We start from the raw sequence: 19,546 nt of genomic DNA, 5'->3' as shown, positions 1-19,546 counted from the left end.
ATGGAATATCCTGTTCAACGCGGTGAAGTTTACCCAGAAAGGGCACGTTACCCTGACGGTGTCGGCGTCGCGACCGGATAACGATGTGTCACTGGTTACCTTCGTCATTGAAGATACCGGTGTGGGGATTCCTGACAGTGAAATAGAAAAGATCTTCGCGATGTACTATCAGGTAGACCACCCTGATCATCAGTCGGCAACGGGTACCGGCATCGGTCTGGCTATTTGTAAGCAGATGGTCGATCTGATGAAAGGCGATATTCGCGTAGAGAGCAAGCAGGGCAGAGGCACGCGCTTTACGGTTGAACTGCCACTGCAAATCTCCAAACGACCTATGCAGGTGGAACAGCTTCAGGTTACTGGCTTGAATATCCTGTTGGTTGAAGATATCGAACTAAACGTTATGGTGGCCAAGGCGCTACTTGAAAAGCTGGGTCAACACGTCGATGTGGCAATGACGGGTCAGGAGGCTATCGATAAAATTCGTGAGACAACTTACGACCTGATCTTGCTGGACATACAATTGCCAGACATGACGGGCTTTGATGTTGCGGCTACCGTGATTGAAGAAGATCTGGTGATGCAAACGCCTATCGTGGCACTAACCGCCAACGTGATTAAAAAGCGTGAGGAATACTTGCAAAACGGCATGGACGACGTCATTGCCAAGCCGGTGAAAAAGAGCCGGGTCATCGAAGTGCTAAATTTATTGTTTGCCGAGCCAGACTCTGCGCCTCAATCCATTTCCAGTGAACAGCCCAAGTCGGATACCAGCAAGCAGTTAACCAATATTCTGGATATGGACCTACTTCAAATGCTGGTCGACACCATTGGTGAAGACATGGTGCGCGCCAGCGTAAAAGTATTCCACGAGAAAATGCCGGAATACATGGAAATATTGCAATTGAGCCTCAGTGCTGATGAAAAGTCAGAGGTCTGTGCCCAGGCGCATAAAATTAAGGGCGCTGCAGGGTCGGTAGGTTTGGCCCGCGTTCAACGCATTGCTAATCAGATCCAACAGGGCGATCACCCGGCGTGGTGGCAAAACGTTCATGATTGGGTAGAAGAATTGCAGATGGCGGTACAACAGGATATGGACACGCTGCACAACTGGTTGAACGAGCAAATGATTGATGACTAATGAATTTTTTAGTTTTCAACGTCATTAAAATAAGTCTGTAGTCGCAGTAAAGAGAATAAAGTGAAAGCATGGATGATATTTGCCTTGTTGCCAACCCTTAGCTGGGCCAGGCAAGGCCCGTTTATGGAAACCGGTGCCGGTATTGAGTACGGCGGATTTGGGGCTCAGGTAGTCTTGCCTACTCCCATCAAATCACTTGAAATGTATGTGGCGACCGGGTTTCTGGATAACCCTTCCAACGAAGAGAACAGTATCGGTGCCGGCGTAGGTGCAAATTACTTTGTGAATCGTCACGTTGCCTTCGGCCTTTACGGCGGTATTTTGGAAATCGATTCTTTCACCGATGAAACAGGCTATGTTGAGTACGACCGAAAGCTAGGCGGTTCTATTGGCGCGAAAATCTATTTCAGCGGCCAGGGAAAATCTGGCTTTGTGTTGGGGGCAACCTATAACTATTCGCCAGACGGCGACAGCTTCCCTTTTATCAGCCTGGCGTATCGCTATTGAGGCTTCCCTGAGATAGCAGGTTGGGAACATACTGACCTGCTTTCATACAATCTGCATTCGCTTCGTGGTTTTCTAAATCAATAAAAACACGATGTTGGACCAACTGTTTGGCTTCTCTAAACCACGGCTTATCATTGAGTAAGGCTTTGAATTCACCGGACTGCAACGTGCGTTCAAAGCCGGCAGTTAAGCGCTCAGCCAGAGCGGTATTGTCTTTCTTCACGTACAGTATGAAAAACACCGGATAACGCAGGGCGAAATTAGGCGCAATCGTCAACTGCGGCACATTCGCAGCTGCCATTTCTTCAGTAATTTCGGCTGCGCCGCGGGGGTAAAAATCGGCCAGACCACGCTCTACTGCGCGGTAAGCAGAAAACCGGTCTGAGGCTAACACCGTAATGCCGTTTCGTTGCAACACCATGAAGTCCCGCCACTTGGAAGACTGCACGGCAACAAATTTTTGCAGTGCGGGTAAAGAGTTTACCTGAGTGATGTTATTGTCATCCTGTCTCACTACCGCAAGTCTTATCCCGAACAAGCCCGCTGTAGACGGGACAGCAATAGGTGTATAGTCCTGGTTGCGTTCACGGGTACACGTTGCCCAGGCAATATCTGCAATATCTTCATTCAGGTTACGCAGTTGGCGCTCTTCTTCTACGGGAATTTTGACGCGTACAACCTTCATTTCGCCAAAGTCTTCCTGCGTAGCTTCAATGGCAAGTTGCAGCTGTTCGTAGAGGTAATCAATGATGGCATGAGTCGTGGTAAAGGTTGGCGCCCTTAGTATTTGAGAAGCATTAGCGCTGGCACTGAAGCCAATCGCGCAGCACCACACTGCAACTATCCATTTGCGCATTGTCAACTTCCTCTAACCCCAGTCAAAAAAAGTATAGTGTATCTTTTTAAAAAGGTAGAAATTTGATTGCTATTTCATGGTGCAAAGCGCCGGTGCGGAGTATCTCTGCGTATGTTAAACCGGCGAATGTTGTGCAGGCGAGTGTTATGCCTGAAAGCGTGAATCGGACTGCGCTGCGGCTAATTCTGTTTGCAACCAATGACGGGCGGCGGTTTCATCTTCAAAAAACGCCACATTGTGACCTTCACTGCCATATATCAATTCAAACTGATACTTAGACAGCCGAGGGGCCTGAACATCGTTTAATACTACTGCAGTAGCAACACGCCCAAGCGTTAATTCATGACTGACTTGTTTCTGTAGTTTTTGAATGGCTTCCGGTACGTACACGGCTTCACCGGAAAATAAACCAAGTACTCCCCACGGGCTGCCGTAAAGGGCTTGAACTTGTTGCATAATGCTAGCGTCGGTTAATTGCAGGGATTCACTGTTCCAAGGGCCGCTGCCCGACAGCACAAGTACCCTGCCTTCAACAGCAATACTCAGAGAACCATGCATGCTAAATCGTCGAACCATAGACTCCTTCCCGACGTGATTGTCATATCCATATTGTGGAAGTGTGCATTTAATTTGCAGAAAATACCAGTAAAAGAGGTGACTGACCCATGCCCAAAGATAGCCAGCCACCCTGAGGAAGTGTTGCGTTATAGTTGTGGTGGTGGGATATGTACCCGGCCTTCCATAAGGATGCGTGCTGAGCGACTCATTACTGCCTTGGTGGCCTGCCACTTTCCGTTTACTTGTTGTGCTTGTGCGCCGACTGCCAACGTGCCGGAAGGATGCCCGAATACCACACTTTCACGGTCGATTCCGCCGGCCGCATCGTTCACCAGTGTGCCGGGGATAGCGGCTGCGGTAGCAATGGCGACAGCTGCCGTACCCATCATGGCATGGTGAAGCTTGCCCATCGACAGCGCTCTTACCAGCACATCGATATCGTCGATGCCAATGGCTTTGCCACTCGAAGAAGTGTAAGGCGCTGGCGGTGCGACAAACGCAATCTTAGGCGTATGCTGACGCCCGGCTGCTTCAGACAAATCGTTGATTAAACCCATTTTAATCGCGCCATGTGCGCGCAGTGATTCAAAGCGGGCCAATGCTTCAGTGTCATTGTTGATCGCATCCTGAAGTTCAGTGCCGGTGTAGCCAATGTCGGCCGCATTTACGAAAATGGTAGGGATGCCCGCGTTGATCATGGTTGCATTCAGCGTACCGAATTCAGGTACCGTTAGCTCATCAACCAGGTTGCCGGTAGGGAACATGTCGCCTTCGCCGTCCGCCGGATCCATGAACTCGACTTTGACTTCTGCGGCTGGGAATGTGACGCCATCCAGCTCAAAATTACCGGTTTCCTGCACTTCACCATGGGTGATCGGTACGTGTACGACGATTTCTTTGCCGATATTAACTTGCCAGACCCGGACGACGGCCACGCCGTTTTGAGGGATTTTGTCGGCGTCGACCAGACCATTATTGATAGCAAACGCGCCTACTGCTGCGGTTAAGTTGCCGCAGTTGCCACTCCAGTCAACAAAAGCCTTTTCGATAGCAACCTGACCGAACAGGTAATCCACATCGAAGCCGTCGCGTTCGCTCTTGCTCAGGATCACTGTTTTACTGGTGCTGGATGTAGCGCCGCCCATGCCATCGGTTTGTTTACCATAGGGGTCCGGGCTGCCAATGACGCGCAGCAACACGGCATCTCTGTATGCGCCGGGTTGTTGTGCTTCAGCGGGCAAGTCAGCAAGGTTAAAAAATACCCCTTTGCTGGTGCCACCGCGCATGTATGTGGCCGGAATTTTGATTTGCGGTGCAAATGTCATGATACATTCTCACTGTTGATGGAAAGCGCGGGGGCAGTGCCCCCACCTTGTCTTTCGTCGGGTGCTGTTAGCTGGCCTGGGCTTCCAGGAAGTCCTTAGCGAAGCGTTGCAGTACACCGCCTGCTTCGTAAATAGACACCTCTTCGGCAGTATCCAGACGGCAGGTCACCGGTACTTCAATGCTTTCGCCATTGGTGCGGTTAATCACCAGTGTTAGCGTTGTACCGGGCGTTCTTTCGCCTTTCACATCGTAGGTTTCGGTGCCATCGAGGCCCAGCGTAATACGGTTAGTACCGGCTTTAAATTCCAGCGGTAACACACCCATACCAATCAGGTTGGTGCGGTGAATACGCTCGAAACCTTCGGCGACAATCACTTCTACACCCGCCAGACGGACGCCCTTTGCGGCCCAATCACGTGACGAGCCCTGACCATAGTCAGCACCGGCCACAATGATGAGCGGTTGTTTGCGTTCCATGTAGGTTTCAATGGCTTCCCACATGCGGGTCACTTTGCCTTCCGGTTCAATACGCGCCAATGAACCTTGCTTCACCTTGCCGTCTTCCTTCACCATTTCATTGAACAGTTTCGGGTTGGCCAGCGTAGCGCGCTGCGCTGTGAGGTGGTCTCCCCGGTGCGTCGCATAGGAGTTAAAGTCTTCTTCCGGCAGTCCCATTTTCGCCAGGTATTCGCCGGCTGCACTGCTTGCCAGAATCGCGTTCGACGGCGATAAGTGATCAGTCGTGATATTGTCGGGCAAAATCGCCAGTGGACGCATTCCTGTTAGCGTGCGTTCTGCTGCCAAGGCACCTTCCCAATAAGGCGGACGACGAATATAGGTGCTCATTTCGCGCCATTCGTACAGCGGGTCAATGTGTTCACCGTAATCGACGGACAAATCAAACATCGGCTCATAGACCTGACGGAACTGCTCGGGTTTCACCGAGGCTTTCACTACCGCATCGATTTCTTCGTCGGTCGGCCAGATATCTTTGAGCGTGACTGGGTTGCCGTCCTGATCAAAGCCCAGCGGGTCTTTTTCGATATCAACTCGCACAGTGCCGGCAATGGCGTAAGCAACAACCAGTGGTGGTGATGCCAGGAACGCTTGCTTGGCATACGGATGAATACGGCCGTCGAAGTTACGGTTTCCTGACAGCACGGCAGTGGCGTACAAGTCGCGGTCGATGATTTCTTGCTGGATACGCGGGTCCAATGCACCACTCATGCCGTTACAGGTAGTACAGGCAAAAGCGACCACACCAAAACCAAGCTGTTCTAAATCTGGCAGTAAACCGGATTCTTCCAGGTACATTTTCACCACTTTGGAACCGGGAGCCAGTGACGATTTAACCCAGGGCTGGCGAACCAGACCTTTGGCATTGGCGTTACGAGCCAGCAAGCCGGCCGCAATGACGTTGCGCGGGTTACTGGTATTGGTACAGCTGGTGATGGCGGCAATGATCACCGCACCGTCCGGCATCAGACCTTCCTGTTTTTCAAAACGGCCTGCAATACCGCGTGCAGCCAGGTCGCTGGTGGGCAAGCGTGCGTGCGGGTTAGACGGACCTGCCATATTACGGGTTACTGAAGACAAATCGAAGGTCAGTACACGTTCGTATTCTGCACCTGTTAAGGTGTCGGCCCACAGACCCGCTTGTTTGGCGTAGGTTTCTACCAGTTTAACTTGTTCTGCATCGCGGCCCGTTAACGTCAGGTAGTCCAGGGTTTGCTGGTCAATGTAGAACATCGCCGCCGTTGCGCCGTATTCTGGTGTCATGTTGGAAATGGTCGCACGATCACCTAACGTCAGGTGTGCTGCACCTTCACCGTAGAATTCCAGGTAAGCCGAGACAACGCGTTCTTTGCGTAAGAATTCAGTAAGTGCCAACACGATGTCTGTAGCGGTAATGCCGGGTTGGGGTTTACCGGTTAACTCAACACCGACGATGTCTGGCAGGCGCATGTATGACGCACGGCCTAGCATTACGCTTTCAGCTTCAAGACCGCCTACACCCACGGCAATAACGCCTAGTGCATCTACATGAGGGGTATGGCTGTCGGTGCCTACCAGTGTATCCGGGAAGGCTACGCCGTCTTTGGCGTGTACCACTGGTGACATTTTTTCCAGGTTGATCTGGTGCATAATGCCGTTGCCAGGTGGGATCACGTCAACGTTTTTAAACGCCGTTTTTGTCCAGTTAATAAAGTGGAAGCGGTCGTCGTTACGACGGTCTTCAATGGCGCGGTTCTTTTCAAAAGCATCTGGTTCGAAGCCTGCGTGCTCAACGGCCAGTGAGTGGTCCACGATTAACTGTGTCGGGACGACCGGGTTGACCTTGGACGGGTCACCACCTTGCTGGGCAATCGCGTCACGTAAACCGGCCAAGTCTACCAGCGCGGTCTGGCCCAGAATGTCATGACACACCACCCGGGCCGGAAACCACGGGAAGTCCAGATCGCGTTTGCGATCGATAAGCTGGATCAGTGAGTCCCGCAGTGTTTCAGGGGGGCAGCGGCGAACTAAGTTTTCCGCGTGAACGCGAGAGGTGTAGGGCAGGGTATCAAAGGCGCCAGGTTTGATGGCGTCAACCGCTTCCCTGGCGTCGAAAAAATCTAAAGTTGTGCCTGTCAGGTTCTTTCTGTATTGGGTATTCATGAGGGTTCCACACGGTCTGGGAAGGACCGCTTCGACGGTATGAAGCGGTCATTCTGTGTTATTGACGCTTACGCGCGCTCAGCAATGGGCGTCACTGCGCGCAGATCTTCACCGGTATATTCCGCTGATGGGCGAATAATGCGGTTGTCAGCGCGTTGTTCCATAACGTGAGCGGCCCAGCCAGTCAGTCGTGACATCACGAAAATAGGCGTGAACAGTTTGGTTGGGATGCCCATGAAATGGTAAGCCGATGCATGGAAAAAGTCGGCGTTACAGAACAGTTTCTTCTCTCGCCACATGACTTCTTCACAACGGACCGAAACCGGGTAAAGCACCTCGTCGCCCACGTCTTTTGCCAGTTTTTCAGACCAGCCCTTGATGATTTCGTTACGCGGATCGGATTCGGAGTAAATGGCGTGGCCAAAGCCCATGATTTTCTCTTTGCGCGCCAGTTTGCCCATCATTTCTTCTTCAGCGTGATCAGCCGAGGTAAAGCCTTCGATCATTTCCATGGCGGCTTCGTTGGCACCACCGTGAAGCGGGCCGCGCAGAGAGCCAATCGCACCAGTAATGCACGAGTGCATATCTGAAAGCGTTGAGGCGCAGACGCGCGCAGTGAACGTAGAGGCATTAAACTCGTGCTCTGCGTACAGAATTAACGACACGTGCATAACCTGTTCGTGCAACTCATTGGGTTTTTCACCGTGCAATAAGTGCAGGAAGTGCGCGCCAATAGAATCGTCGTCAGTTTCAACGTCTACTTTTACGCCGTCGTGAGAGAAGCGATACCAGTAGCAAATGATACTTGGGAAACAAGCCAGCATGCGGTCGGTAACAGCGTCTTGCTCGCTGAAGTCTTTTTCCATTTCAAGGTTGCCCAGCATAGAGCAACCAGTGCGCAGTACGTCCATTGGGTGAGCGTCAGCAGGAATGCGTTCAAGTACATCTTTCAGAGCTTGTGGCAAACCACGCATACTTTTCAGCTTGGCTTTGTATGCATCGAGTTCCTGTTGGTTAGGCAGCTTGCCTTTTAAAATGAGATAGGCAACTTCTTCGAACTGGCAGTTGTTTGCAAGGTCTTTAACATCGTAACCACGATAGGTCAGGCCTGAGCCTGAAACACCTACGGTTGACAGGGCGGTCTTACCTGCAACCTGGCCGCGTAAACCTGCGCCACTTAGAGCTTTAGCCATTGTTTATCTCCTCGTTAATTTTTTTGTAGGGTACAGCGTGTCAGCCAGCAGGCGGATTGTGTTCAATCCTTGTTGGGCAATGCTGGCTGGCATCATTATTTGTTTTTACCTTCGGCGAACAAGGCATCGAGCTTTTGTTCGTAATCGTGGTAGCCAAGGTAATCATAGAGTTCCATGCGTGTTTGCATCATGTCGACAACCGCTTTCTGGTCACCGTCATTCAGGATAGTCTGGTATACCATTTCTGCCGCTTTGTTCATGGCACGGAATGCACTCAGTGGGTATAGCACCATCGCAGCTCCCCATTCACCGAGCTGCTCTTTGTTCCACAGCTCGGTCTGACCAAACTCGGTAATGTTGGCAAGAATCGGCACATCCAACGCGTCTGCGAAAGCGCGGTAGTGTTCTTCGGTTTTCACTGCTTCGGCGAAAATACCGTCTGCGCCTGCTGCTACATAGGCTTTGGCGCGCTCGATAGCTTTTTCCAGCCCTTCCTGCGCAAAAGCGTCGGTGCGGGCCATGATGAAGAAGTCTGGATCGGTGCGTGCATCGACGGCTGCTTTGATGCGATCGACCATCTCTTCGGTAGAGACGATTTCTTTATTGGGGCGGTGACCACAACGCTTCTGGGCCACCTGGTCTTCCATGTGCACGGCCGCAGCGCCGGCCTTTTCCATATCTTTAATGGTTTTGGCGATGTTAAATGCGCCGCCCCAGCCGGTATCGATATCCACTAGTAATGGCAAGTCACAGGCAGAGGTTATGCGCTGCACATCAGCAATCACGTCGTTTAGTGACGTCATGCCTAAATCCGGTAGTCCGTAGGACGCGTTGGCAACGCCGCCGCCCGACAGGTAAATGGCCTGATGCCCAATGCGTTTTGCCATCATGGCACTGTAGGCGTTGATGGTACCTACGATTTGCAATGGCTTGTTGTCGGCCAGTGCTTGTCGAAATTTTTTGCCTGCGCTCATCTATCGTTCTCCGGAATTTAGGATTGAAGCAACTTGCGTTCAATGTTGTTTTTTGAATACAAAATGTGGCGGCGCATTAGCATTTCTGCCAATTCTTCATCGCGATTGGCGATGGCCTGCACAACATGTTTGTGTTCGTCGAAGGCCGTGGTAACCCGTGGGCCTGCCATACCTAACTGCACCCGATACATGCGGATCAGGTGGTAAATACCGTTTACCAGTACTTCAATAAGGTGTTGATTTTTGCTGCCAAGAATAATGCGATAGTGGAAATCCAGATCGCCGGCTTCCTGGTAGTAGCTGTTGCCGTCTTTGACGGTTTGAAAATGGTTGTCTAACAGAGCGGTAAGGTCGGCGATTTCTTCGTCTGACATATTTTTTGCGGCAAGTCTGGCGGCCATGCCTTCCAGCGCTTCGCGAACCTGATACAACTGAATCAGCCCGTCTGGTGTCAGCGAGACCACTCGGGCTCCCACGTTCGCACGTCGCTCGACGAGGTGGCAGGCCTCCAGGCGGTTAATGGCTTCGCGGATAACAGCCCGGCTAACCTGATACTTTGTCGACAGTTCAGTTTCACTGAGTTTACTGCCGGCAGGAATGTCTCCCTCTACGATATCGCTTCGAAGCTGGAAAAAGGTCTTATCGGCGTTGGTTACCGCTTGTTCTGTTATCACCGCAATACTCACAAAATCACTCTGCTAATACGAGGAATGTCGACAATATAGTCAAGTTGTAACGTTCGGTCAACCCGGATTGGCTTGGATTGTCGACAAAGTCAATATTCTGATGCATCTGGTTTAGACTGTTAAAAACCGGAAAACAGGTCAGAAAGCCGGCCACTAGGGCGTTTAAGGAGTATAACGAAGAGTTTGATGAGAATTCGGTGGTACCACCAAAGTATTAGGCAGTGTCTACAACAGACACTGCCAGGTGAGAGGTAACGGCAAGATCAGAATTCGTTGCTTAGAATGGTTTGAACCAGCACATTCTGTTCGTTCTCGCATTCCTCTGCCACGCCGCAATTTACGAAAACGGTAATTGAGGTGTCATTATGTGGGATATACAGGTTGGTTGTGGCGTATCCCGGCTCGTCGCCACCATGGTGGTAAATGGGGTAGCCGTTGATGATGTCTTTCATCATGCCCATACCGTAATAGACGTCGTCACCAATGTCAGTCAGGTTGTCGTCGCCAATCATTAATTCGCGAATCGATGAAGAAACAATCGTGTCATCCGTTGCTACAGCGCGCAGCAATAAGGTCATGTCTTCCACTGTCGACACCAGGGGGGCATCGGCTACGCCAATATTCTCGTAGGCTACTTTGGTGTTTAGCACTTCGCCGTTGAGATTAAAGTACCCTGAAATAATAGTACCGAGCGCTTTCTCGACGCCATTGTAATAGCTATTGTTCATGCCAAGGGGAATGAGCACGCGGTTTCGTAAAGCGCCAGCGTGGTGTTCACCCAGTACGCTGTCCAGAATCAGGCCGGTTAGCAAATAGCCACTGTTAGAATAGTTAAAGCCGGTGCCCGGAGCGAAGTCGCCTGCCTTGTCGATGGAAAATGCCAGTGCGTAAGCGTCGGTCTTCAGTGTTCCAGGGTCTGACATAATAGCCTCAAACCAGGCTTCAGCGGTATCTGGCGCAAGGTAATCATGCACGCCCGCGGTATGAGTGAGTAACTGGCGAAGTGTGATATCGGTGCCAAATTCAATACGCTCAACTAATTCATCGGGTAACCAGGTATCCAGTGTGTCATCGATATCCAGTAAGCCATCTTCGTAAAGCATCAGTGCAAGCAAGGCCGTGGCTTTCTTTCCGGCACTGCCCACAGGCATTTGCGCGTCGACCTGCATTGGCGATTGCGAGGCAAGGTCACTTAGACCTGCTGCAAGCAGCACCGTTTTTTCCGGACTGTCGATATGCAGAACAATGCCAGGCATAACATCGGAAACCGAATCATTCAGCAGCGCCTGGTAATCCAGCGGCGTGGGTTGAGGTGGAGGGATGTTAGTTTGTTGTTTAGACGAGCCTCCCCCACAAGCGCTCAGGCCGAGCAGACAAACTGAAGTAACGGCAAGGTTTGTGATAGTGCGATACATGGTGCGATCCTTTTCGTGGCAATGCCATCGCGCATTGCATATGATTAATAAGTGCTGACAACACGAACAGGATATGAAGCGCAGGGTAAAACAAAGGTGAAAAAGCGTGGACGATGCGATTGGTATAAGTGCGGCATTTAGCGGGACTTGCCAATAAAAAAGCCTGCGCGTTGCAGGCTTTCGGATATGAGTGAATAAGCAGTGTCAGTTAATGGCTTACTGATAAATCTCGAATGCTCTAATAACCCTGGCCACACCGTCTACATGGCGGGCAATTTCCACCGCGGCCGTGGCTTCCTGGTTAGTGACCAGGCCCATTAAAAACACTTCCGAGTCTTCAACAATAATGCTGATCTGAGAAGTGGGAACTTTGTCTGACGCCAGTATCTTGGTGCGGATTTTGGTGGCTAACCAGCGATCGTACAACACGGTTGAACCTGCGATTGGCTCGCCCACCCGGGCCTGGTTGTGGATCTTCTGGATATAGCGAATGCTCTTAACCAGAGATTCAGCTTCCGCAATGGCCTGTTGATCAGGCGCCTGACCGGTTATGAGTGCAACGCGATTGTACACCGTTACCTCGATATTGGCGTTTTCACGCAGGTTGTCGCTTTCGCTGATCAATTTTGAGGCTTTGCTTTCGGCATTCATGTCATCCAGCTGGGTACCCGCTGTGCGGCGGTCTACCGAAACGGATACCGCCGTTGCACTTACGGCACCTACAGCGACAACTGCGCAGCCGTTTAACTGGCCAAGCAGTAACACCGAACCAAACGCCAAAAGTAAGCGTTTGGCTTGTTGTTTATTACATATCGTCGAAATCATGGGCTGGGAATAAACTGTCGTCAATACACTCGCATAAACAGTGAATCGCCAGAAGGTGCACTTCCTGTATGCGCGCGGTTCGGTTAGAAGGGACGCGAATTTCCACGTCGTGTTCACTCAAAAAGCCGGCCATTTCTCCGCCGTCTTTGCCGGTTAACGCCACTATTGTCATATCCCGGGACAGGGCCGCTTCCATCGCGTTAATGACATTGCGCGAGTTTCCGCTGGTGGATATGGCTAACAAAATGTCACCGGGCTGACCCAACGCCCTGACTTGTTTTGAGAAAACCTCGTCATAGCTGTAATCATTTGAGATAGAAGTCAGTGTTGACGTATCGGTTGAAAGTGCAATAGCCGGTAAGCTTGGGCGATCTCGCTCAAAGCGGTTAAGCATTTCGGAAGAGAAGTGCTGTGCATCACCCGCCGAGCCGCCATTGCCACAGCTCAGAATTTTGTGCCCGTGAATAAGGGCTTCCACCATCATATTGGCGGCTTTTTCAATGGCTGCCGGTAACATTTCCGAGGCAGCGATTTTAGTTTGAATACTTTCAGTAAAATTGGCTTTTATATTTTCAATCATTGGTTTGCAAAGGTCTAAGTGAAATACAACAACACGATGTGTCAGACACCAATGTTCTTAATCCAGTTCACTTTTTTGTTATCGATTACAAGAGCGTCCAGCCGCATTGGCGCCATGGACGGATTTACGCCATTATCACTTAAATAGCGCTGAAAGGCAGCACCCATTCTGCGGATTTTTGCCGGACTGATGGTTTCTGCGGCGCTGCCATAATGGCTTTTGCTGCGAAATTTCACTTCAACGCAAACCCAGGTTTCTTTGTCGCGCATAATCAGGTCAAGCTCGCCGCCACGGAAACACACGTTTTTGGCTACAAGCGTCAGCCCTTGCTGTTGGAGGTATGCACAGGCACGAGATTCCTGATCAAACCCAATCAGCCGGGCCGTCTTCATTGTGTGCCGACTACCTGTATGGTTTCCTGGTTCACGACTGCTTCAGGCAATGTGCGAACCACTTCGCGTTGGCCGTTAATTTTGAGGGTGCCCGTCAGGCCTTGGTATTCCAACTGCGGCAACCAAACCATCTGACCCAGTCGTGGCAGAATATTGTAGGCATCTACTCCGAAGGCAAATAAGCGCTGCAAGCTGGTAGGACGCTGGGGCCATAACTCGCGGGTTAAGTTAGCCAGGTGTGGCTCAGGGTTGGTCGGCAACACCCAGGGCATATCCAGAAAGTGCAGGTTTTGCAGATCCCGCCATTGATTACGAGACTGGGTATAGTCAACCGAGCGGGATGTGGCATATACCGGCACCGATTCGCCACTGAAAGGGCTGATACTGGCTTCGATAACCGGGTTGAGTAACTCAGTTTGTTCCGGAGAGGCAAATACCACTATCGCGTCAATATCGAGTCGGTTGCGGGGCAGGTTGTATAACTCTACATCCACAAAACTTTGAATTTCCTTAATGCGTTCTTTACTTTGCGCGACGTCTAGTGCTTCCTGAATGCCATCGCGCAAACCGGCGTTGTCCGTGTAGGTGACCAGGGTAGGGGCACTGTGTTGATGACTCGCCAGGCCCGCAGTGAGCTTTTGCCATTGGCTTATAAAGGCCTCTTGCATGCGTTGATGAAGCGAGTGCTCCGATGCCACCAGGATGGGCGCTGATTTACCTTGTTCGAATACCTGATTAGCTAACTGCCGCGCTTCATCTTCAGGTGCCAGCGCATAGAAAATCTGTATGCCAAACGATGATGGCTGAAGTTCGTCCTGTTGCTCGTCCGCTGACAACAATAGCGGTGCTGGCGTCGTGTCGGGGCGGTTGAGTGCAAGCATTTTGACTTTAGGTGACAACAACGGCAGCAACGCGTCGACATTTTCTTTCAGCAGCGGGCCAATCACCCAATCTGCTTCAGACGCTATGTTTGCCATTGCTTCGGGCGTGGTGATGTTGGTGTCGATAAATTGTAACTGGGGGATCTGATTCGCACTTCGTGCGCTCTGGTCGTTGAAATATGCCGCCAGAATGCCTTCTTTTATGGTCATGCCCGTCGCTTGCAGGCGACCACTTAAAGGTAGAAAGACCACCACGTTGTCGCGCTTAACGGGCGCTAGATCGGTAACCTTGGTAAGCGATTCCGGCCAGTAGGTAACCAGCGGATGGCCACGATAAACTTGTCTGAACTGATTGAGTTGCTGAATTAACTGAGACTGATCGAACCCATTTTCCCGCACTAATTGCTTCAGGGCCACAAACGGTGCGACTTCGGTCAGGCGGGCGATACCCACTTCATCCTGTTCCGAGGCGTGGTTTACCCATTCCCAGGTTTGTGCAATGACATCGGGTGTAATGTCAGTGCTCTTTAACAGCGCATTGGCGGCCTGTAGCCACTGACCCAGTCGGGCATACTGCTGTGCTTTTAGTGCAAACTGTTGACGACGAAGCGTGTCGTCTGACAGGTTGCCGTTTAACAACGTTAAAACCTGTTCACTGCTGACTTTGGGATCATCCGCGTACTGCTGCGCTAACAACAGGTTATAGCGTGCTTTCAGATTTGTAGGTAGTGGGATATGACGCAGTGAATACAGGACCTGCTGAGATTTGACGGGCTCACCTGATGATTGCCATTGCTGAGCGGCCTGGATGAGATATTCCAGTGAATTGCTGTTGTCACCGTCGGATTGCCACTGCTGCTGAGCCAGTTCAATCAAGGCTTCCGGGCTCAATGGCTGTTCACTGACTTCCCGTTGCGTCACTGTCTCTGTAGGCGCAGTTCGTGTTGGGGTAGAACGGGTGGTGGGGGTAGAGCCACAGCCACTTAATACCAGTAGTGTACCGGTAACCAACAATATCGAAGTACTCAATCGAACCATAATCATCCTGCAAATGTTCATTGATGTATCCGCCGGGCGGATCGCTAGGACCTCAGTGTAACTGACTCGTCTGCAAAATCTAAGCAATATTGGTAAATCCGGCCTTATGTTCAGGGTATTTCGCAGCAATGGTTAGCGTGTGGTTTTAACCTGTGTCGCATCAGGGTATATTACGCGCAGTTTTCAGTGCGGAATACACTCATGAGTTCAGCCTCTCTTTACATTGTGCCTACCCCCATCGGTAACCTTCAGGACATCACGCAACGTGCTATCGACGTTTTGTCATCGGTCGTGTGGATTGCGGCAGAGGATACCCGGCACAGTGCAAAGCTTTTTCAGCACTTAGGCATTCAGGCCAAAACACTGTCGTTACACGACCACAATGAAGACAAACGCAGTCAGATGCTGTGCCAGAAGATACTGGACGGTGAGTCGGTTGCCTTGATCAGTGACGCGGGAACACCGCTGATAAGCGATCCAGGCTATAAGCTGGTGAGCCGGTGTCGTGAGCAAGGTATTAATGTTATTGCACTACCCGGTCCGTGCGCTGCCATTACCGCCCTGAGCGCCTCAGGTCTGGCAACGGATAAGTTCATTTTTGAAGGTTTCTTACCGGTTAAAACTGTCGCACGCCAACACGCTCTGGAAGCACTGATATCACGCCCTCATACCACGGTCTTCTACGAAGCCCCGCGTCGGATTCTGGATACTATTAACGATGTTAAGGCGGTACTGGGTAACGAGCGTCAGATTGTGCTGGCCAAAGAGCTGACAAAGACCTTCGAGCGTTATATTAGTGGTAGCGCTGAAAATGTTATTGAGTGGCTTACTGAAGACCCTGCGCATCAAAAAGGGGAGTTTGTACTGATGATCGATGGGGTGCAGGTCGATCAAAATGATATCCCCGAGGACGCCATGGCACTGCTCAAGCGCCTCAAATCTGACCTTCCACTAAAAAAAGCCGCTGCTATTGTCGCAGATCATTATCAGCTCAAGAAAAACGCTTTGTACCAGGCGGGATTGGACCTAGAATAAGTCAAAACGCACGCACGTTATCACGGGCGTGCCGCTAATAATATTGTCACCCTATAGCCTTATTTTAACTGACCTCACTGTGTTAGCGTTATGCGCCTTGCGGTGTGTTCGGTTTGGTATTCTCTTTCAGGTCACGCTGATTTCGGGGTCTTTCCCAGGGAGAGTTTTTCATGCGCGAAAAGCAGCTATCCATAGATATTGAACGCGGTAACTGGCTGGTGGATGTGATTGATGAGCACATCGATGACGGGATTTATGAGCTGGTTTCACCGGTGAAAAGTACGACGTTGCACCTTCATGACGACCATATCTATGGTTTTCAGTACAGCATTGTGGGTAAAACAAATTCGCCCTTTACCATTAAATTAAATGATGAAGTGTTGGCGGAAGGCAAGATAGGTGACAGCGGTATTAAGCGGGGCAGAGGGATTTTGTAAAAAAATGGGCAGCGGTTGGCTGCCCATTGTCTGTCTTTAAGACAACTTGCCTTTAAAGTCGCTGTAGTCGAACTGGCGAACTAATTCAAAGGTATCGTCGCTACGCAGAATACCGATTGACGGGTGTTCCACACCATTAAAGAACGTGGTCTTCACCATGGTGTAGTGCATCATGTCTTCAAACTGCAAGCGGTCACCAATATTCAACGGCTCATCAAAACTGTACACATCAATTACGTCACCGGCCAGGCATGAGTTACCGCCCAGTTTGTAATCATATGCTTTGTCGCCTGGCATGGCGGCATTTAAAATCGCCGGGCGATAGGGCATTTCCAGCACGTCCGGCATATGCGCGGTGGCAGAAATATCCAGAATCGCAATCTTGCCTTCGTTTTCGACGATGTCGACGACTTCGGCAATCAATGGACCGGTTTGCCATGCTACTGCTGAGCCCGGCTCCAAAATCACGTCCAGATGCGGGTAGCGAGATTTGAAGTCTTTCAGCGTGTTGATCAAATGATCAACATCGTACCCGGCGCGGGTCATTAAATGCCCACCACCCAGATTTAGCCACTTGAGTTGACCGAACCATTTACCAAAGCGGGTTTCCAGTGCTTTAAGCGTACGCTCGGTTGCAAATGAATCGCACTCACACAGGTTGTGGCAGTGAAAGCCTTCAATGCCGCTCAGGTCAACGCCTTCCAGCTCCGCGGCGCGAATGCCGAGGCGAGAGCCTGGTGCAGCCGGGTCATATAAAGGCGTTTCTGCTTCCTGATGCTCCGGATTGACCCGCAAGCCTTGCGACACACCAGGTAGTTGGTCCTGATAGCGTTGCCACTGGCCCAGACTGTTAAATGAAATATGGTTAACCAGTTTTGCCAGTTCCACCATATCCTGGGGTTTGTAGGCAGGTGAAAAAGCATGCACTTCTTTGCCCATTTCACTGGCCAGCTTGGCTTCCCATACTGAACTGGCGGTTGCGCCGTGCAGATACGGTTTAATGATGTCGAAGCTCGACCACATGGAAAAGCCTTTCAGGGCCAGAATGATGCGCGCGCCAGACTCGTCCTGCACACGTTTCATAAGCTCAAGGTTGCGTACCAGCTTCGCTTCTTCCAGCACATAACAGGGTGAAGGGATATCGGTACGCTGGGTTAAATCAGTCAAGGCTGCTCTCCGGGATTATTTGGCAAACGGACTGCTGTCACATTCCAGTACATGCCATGGCAGGCCGTGCTTGTTCAGCTCGTCCATGAATGGGTCTGGATCGAATTGTTCCATGTTCCAAACGCCTGGCTTATGCCATTTGCCTTGCAACATCATCATCGCGCCAATCATGGCTGGCACCCCTGTTGTGTAAGACACTGCCTGAGCGCCCACTTCTTCATTACACACTGCGTGGTCACAGTTGTTGTAGATGAAAATGGTCTTTTCCTTGCCGTCTTTCACACCGGTAATATACGTACCGATACAGGTCATGCCGGTGTAGCCTTCTGCCAGTGAACCCGGGTTGGGTAATACTGCTTTCAGGAACTCCAGAGGGACGATTTTCTGACCCTGGAATTCAACTGGCTCGATGCTGGTCATGCCAATGCCTTCCAGCACGCGCAGGTGGTTCAGGTAAGCATCGCCGAAAGTCATCCAGAAACGCGCGCGCTTCAGGGTAGGGAAGTGCTTAACAATGGATTCCAGTTCTTCGTGGAACATCAGGTATGACGCACGCACACCAATGTTCTGGTAGTCCAGATCTTCACGTACGCTCAATGGATCAGTTTCTTTCCATTCGCCATTTTCCCAGAAACGACCGCGCTGGGTGATCTCGCGAATGTTGATCTCAGGGTTAAAGTTAGTTGCAAACGCCTGACCGTGGTCACCGCCATTACAATCGACGATATCCAGGTAGTGGATTTCGTCGAAGTAGTGCTTGGCGGCGTAGGCGGTGTAAACGTTAGTTACACCTGGATCAAAGCCACTGCCCAGCAGTGCCATAATGCCTGTATCTTTGAATTTGTCCTGATACGCCCACTGCCAGCTGTATTCGAATTTAGCTTCGTCTTTTGGCTCGTAGTTCGCGGTATCCAGGTAGTCTGTTTTGGTTGCTAAACACGCGTCCATAATAGGCAGATCCTGGTACGGTAGTGCCAGGTTAACCACCAGGTCTGGCTTAACTTCGTTAATTAACGCTTCAACGGCTTTCGCGTCGTCTGCGTCAACTGCGAATACGCCTTTTACGCGGTCTGCGCCAACTTCCTGTTGCAGCGCTTCACATTTTGAAACGGTGCGGCTGGCCAGGTAAATTTCATCAAAATACTCTGGTAAACGGGCACATTTTTTAATGGTTACTGTCGCGACGCCACCGGCACCAATAATCAAAACACGAGACATATCTTTATCCCTTTTATGATGGAGGTAAATTTGGGGTGAATGCTATCAGACAGTTGAATTTTGGCAAGCAAAGTCGTGTGTCTGTGGCGATAAAGTTAACAGCTGATTTTGACAGCTATTTTTCAATTAACGGAGGCGCCAGAATAATGCGTTGGTTACTCCGGTAATAAGGGTATACCACCGAGCGTTCGGGTTTATTTGGTTCACATAACGTTATAACAATAGCATCTTGTGCCTGTTTGTCGTTGATTTCAATTTGAGCGGCATAAACCAGTGTGGCATAAGCGTCGTTGTCAGTGATGTTGTCGATAATACGCCACTGCAAATGCTCAAGTAATTGCATTTCGCCCGGGTTTTCAACACCGTGATCGTCGGAAAACAAACAGCCAATGCGACCATTTTCATAAATAGCCGCAAAAGGGTAAAACGAATTTTCCATACGCAGCAGCACTTTGCACAGTACCAAAGCCCTATCAATCAGTAACTGACTGGGGCGTGAAAAGCCGGTATGAACATCGCTCATGAAATCTCCTGTCGTTATGCTTGTTAGGTTGTAGTAAAAACGCCTGTCATGCCTCAACAGATCATTCAACCTTCGTTGAACGCGCTCCCTGCAGCCCCCCCGTATGCAACACCAGAATTCGTGTGCCTTGCGCAAA

General features: G+C 50.7%; 19 protein-coding genes. 4 read left to right on the top strand and 15 right to left on the bottom strand.

Annotated features, from left to right (window positions below; genetic code table 11):
• Together AC4MRN_RS11660 and AC4MRN_RS11655 are read left to right on the top strand one after the other, a co-directional pair.
• Positions 1-1,141 (top strand): ATP-binding protein (locus AC4MRN_RS11660; RefSeq protein ID WP_491203371.1); only part of this gene is annotated, 1,141 nt, incomplete at its 5' end.
• 60 nt (positions 1,142-1,201) lie between these two features.
• Positions 1,202-1,648, top strand: coding sequence for a hypothetical protein (locus AC4MRN_RS11655; protein WP_491203370.1), 447 nt, complete (start codon positions 1,202-1,204; stop codon positions 1,646-1,648).
• Here the strand turns inward: AC4MRN_RS11655 and AC4MRN_RS11650 are convergent.
• From AC4MRN_RS11650 to AC4MRN_RS11595, 12 genes are all read right to left on the bottom strand, one after another.
• Positions 1,626-2,504 carry a hypothetical protein gene (locus tag AC4MRN_RS11650; protein ID WP_491203369.1) on the bottom strand — a complete coding sequence of 293 codons (879 nt, stop codon included), beginning with the start codon at positions 2,502-2,504 and terminating at the stop codon, positions 1,626-1,628. The two genes, AC4MRN_RS11655 and AC4MRN_RS11650, sit on opposite strands and share 23 nt — an antisense overlap.
• A 144-nt stretch (positions 2,505-2,648) precedes the next feature.
• The gene (locus AC4MRN_RS11645; RefSeq protein WP_370240017.1) at positions 2,649-3,080 is read right to left on the bottom strand and encodes a hypothetical protein; all 432 of its coding nucleotides are present in this window, start codon (positions 3,078-3,080) and stop codon (positions 2,649-2,651) included.
• A 128-nt stretch (positions 3,081-3,208) separates the two neighbouring features.
• Positions 3,209-4,387, bottom strand: a complete 1,179-nt coding sequence (prpF, locus tag AC4MRN_RS11640) for a 2-methylaconitate cis-trans isomerase PrpF (RefSeq protein ID WP_491203368.1) — start codon at positions 4,385-4,387, stop codon at positions 3,209-3,211.
• Positions 4,388-4,454: 67 nt separating this feature from the next.
• Complete coding sequence (gene acnD / locus AC4MRN_RS11635) at positions 4,455-7,046, bottom strand: Fe/S-dependent 2-methylisocitrate dehydratase AcnD (RefSeq protein ID WP_155013958.1); 2,592 nt, start codon at positions 7,044-7,046, stop codon at positions 4,455-4,457.
• A gap of 68 nt (positions 7,047-7,114) precedes the next feature.
• Positions 7,115-8,239 (bottom strand): bifunctional 2-methylcitrate synthase/citrate synthase, encoded by a 1,125-nt coding sequence (gene prpC, locus AC4MRN_RS11630; protein ID WP_255052129.1) that lies wholly within the window; start codon positions 8,237-8,239, stop codon positions 7,115-7,117.
• Positions 8,240-8,334: 95 nt separating this feature from the next.
• The gene (gene prpB / locus AC4MRN_RS11625) at positions 8,335-9,213 is read right to left on the bottom strand and encodes a methylisocitrate lyase (protein ID WP_155013960.1); all 879 of its coding nucleotides are present in this window, start codon (positions 9,211-9,213) and stop codon (positions 8,335-8,337) included.
• A 17-nt stretch (positions 9,214-9,230) separates the two neighbouring features.
• Positions 9,231-9,893 (bottom strand): GntR family transcriptional regulator, encoded by a 663-nt coding sequence (locus tag AC4MRN_RS11620; protein WP_073323905.1) that lies wholly within the window; start codon positions 9,891-9,893, stop codon positions 9,231-9,233.
• Positions 9,894-10,162: 269 nt separating this feature from the next.
• Entirely contained in the window at positions 10,163-11,314 is a 1,152-nt protein-coding gene (locus tag AC4MRN_RS11615; protein WP_491203367.1) for a serine hydrolase domain-containing protein, read from the bottom strand.
• Between the two features lie 216 nt (positions 11,315-11,530).
• Positions 11,531-12,139: a BON domain-containing protein gene (locus AC4MRN_RS11610; protein ID WP_073323446.1), complete on the bottom strand. Its 609-nt coding sequence runs from the start codon at positions 12,137-12,139 to the stop codon at positions 11,531-11,533.
• Positions 12,120-12,719 carry a phosphoheptose isomerase gene (locus AC4MRN_RS11605; protein WP_073323444.1) on the bottom strand — a complete coding sequence of 200 codons (600 nt, stop codon included), beginning with the start codon at positions 12,717-12,719 and terminating at the stop codon, positions 12,120-12,122. The genes AC4MRN_RS11610 and AC4MRN_RS11605 overlap by 20 nt, the downstream gene beginning before the upstream one ends.
• Before the next feature lie 41 nt (positions 12,720-12,760).
• Positions 12,761-13,111, bottom strand: coding sequence for a YraN family protein (locus AC4MRN_RS11600; RefSeq protein ID WP_155013963.1), 351 nt, complete (start codon positions 13,109-13,111; stop codon positions 12,761-12,763).
• Positions 13,108-15,030, bottom strand: a complete 1,923-nt coding sequence (locus tag AC4MRN_RS11595; RefSeq protein WP_491203366.1) for a penicillin-binding protein activator — start codon at positions 15,028-15,030, stop codon at positions 13,108-13,110. Before AC4MRN_RS11595 ends, AC4MRN_RS11600 begins: the two co-directional genes overlap by 4 nt.
• 201 nt (positions 15,031-15,231) lie before the next feature.
• On the opposite strand from AC4MRN_RS11595, the gene rsmI reads away from it, so the two are divergent.
• Positions 15,232-16,065 carry a 16S rRNA (cytidine(1402)-2'-O)-methyltransferase gene (rsmI, locus tag AC4MRN_RS11590; RefSeq protein ID WP_491203365.1) on the top strand — a complete coding sequence of 278 codons (834 nt, stop codon included), beginning with the start codon at positions 15,232-15,234 and terminating at the stop codon, positions 16,063-16,065.
• Positions 16,066-16,235: 170 nt separating this feature from the next.
• On the top strand, positions 16,236-16,502 hold the full coding sequence (locus AC4MRN_RS11585; RefSeq protein WP_155013966.1) for a hypothetical protein: 267 nt from the start codon (positions 16,236-16,238) through the stop codon (positions 16,500-16,502).
• A 36-nt stretch (positions 16,503-16,538) separates the two neighbouring features.
• Here the strand turns inward: AC4MRN_RS11585 and nspC are convergent, their stop codons facing one another.
• The 3 genes from nspC to AC4MRN_RS11570 form a co-directional block, all read right to left on the bottom strand.
• A complete protein-coding gene (nspC, locus tag AC4MRN_RS11580) occupies positions 16,539-17,669 on the bottom strand; it encodes a carboxynorspermidine decarboxylase (RefSeq protein WP_488801774.1) in 1,131 nt (376 codons plus the stop codon).
• Between the two features lie 15 nt (positions 17,670-17,684).
• Entirely contained in the window at positions 17,685-18,887 is a 1,203-nt protein-coding gene (locus AC4MRN_RS11575; RefSeq protein WP_491203364.1) for a saccharopine dehydrogenase family protein, read from the bottom strand.
• A 115-nt stretch (positions 18,888-19,002) separates the two neighbouring features.
• Positions 19,003-19,410, bottom strand: coding sequence for a hypothetical protein (locus tag AC4MRN_RS11570; RefSeq protein WP_073323430.1), 408 nt, complete (start codon positions 19,408-19,410; stop codon positions 19,003-19,005).
• Positions 19,411-19,546: the final 136 nt, after the last annotated feature.

The organism is Marisediminitalea sp. (assembly GCF_984433645.1).
This window is presented reverse-complemented; position numbering and strand designations above follow the sequence as displayed.

Coding starts and splice junctions, on each gene's coding strand:
- AC4MRN_RS11650 (WP_491203369.1), bottom strand. CDS start 2,504: ATGCGCAAATGGATAGTTGCAGTGTGGTGCTGCGCGATTGGCTTCAGT.
- AC4MRN_RS11645 (WP_370240017.1), bottom strand. CDS start 3,080: ATGGTTCGACGATTTAGCATGCATGGTTCTCTGAGTATTGCTGTTGAA.
- prpF (WP_491203368.1), bottom strand. CDS start 4,387: ATGACATTTGCACCGCAAATCAAAATTCCGGCCACATACATGCGCGGT.
- acnD (WP_155013958.1), bottom strand. CDS start 7,046: ATGAATACCCAATACAGAAAGAACCTGACAGGCACAACTTTAGATTTT.
- prpC (WP_255052129.1), bottom strand. CDS start 8,239: ATGGCTAAAGCTCTAAGTGGCGCAGGTTTACGCGGCCAGGTTGCAGGT.
- prpB (WP_155013960.1), bottom strand. CDS start 9,213: ATGAGCGCAGGCAAAAAATTTCGACAAGCACTGGCCGACAACAAGCCA.
- AC4MRN_RS11615 (WP_491203367.1), bottom strand. CDS start 11,314: ATGTATCGCACTATCACAAACCTTGCCGTTACTTCAGTTTGTCTGCTC.
- AC4MRN_RS11610 (WP_073323446.1), bottom strand. CDS start 12,139: ATGATTTCGACGATATGTAATAAACAACAAGCCAAACGCTTACTTTTG.
- AC4MRN_RS11605 (WP_073323444.1), bottom strand. CDS start 12,719: ATGATTGAAAATATAAAAGCCAATTTTACTGAAAGTATTCAAACTAAA.
- AC4MRN_RS11600 (WP_155013963.1), bottom strand. CDS start 13,111: ATGAAGACGGCCCGGCTGATTGGGTTTGATCAGGAATCTCGTGCCTGT.
- AC4MRN_RS11595 (WP_491203366.1), bottom strand. CDS start 15,030: ATGGTTCGATTGAGTACTTCGATATTGTTGGTTACCGGTACACTACTG.
- rsmI (WP_491203365.1), top strand. CDS start 15,232: ATGAGTTCAGCCTCTCTTTACATTGTGCCTACCCCCATCGGTAACCTT.
- AC4MRN_RS11585 (WP_155013966.1), top strand. CDS start 16,236: ATGCGCGAAAAGCAGCTATCCATAGATATTGAACGCGGTAACTGGCTG.
- AC4MRN_RS11575 (WP_491203364.1), bottom strand. CDS start 18,887: ATGTCTCGTGTTTTGATTATTGGTGCCGGTGGCGTCGCGACAGTAACC.
- AC4MRN_RS11570 (WP_073323430.1), bottom strand. CDS start 19,410: ATGAGCGATGTTCATACCGGCTTTTCACGCCCCAGTCAGTTACTGATT.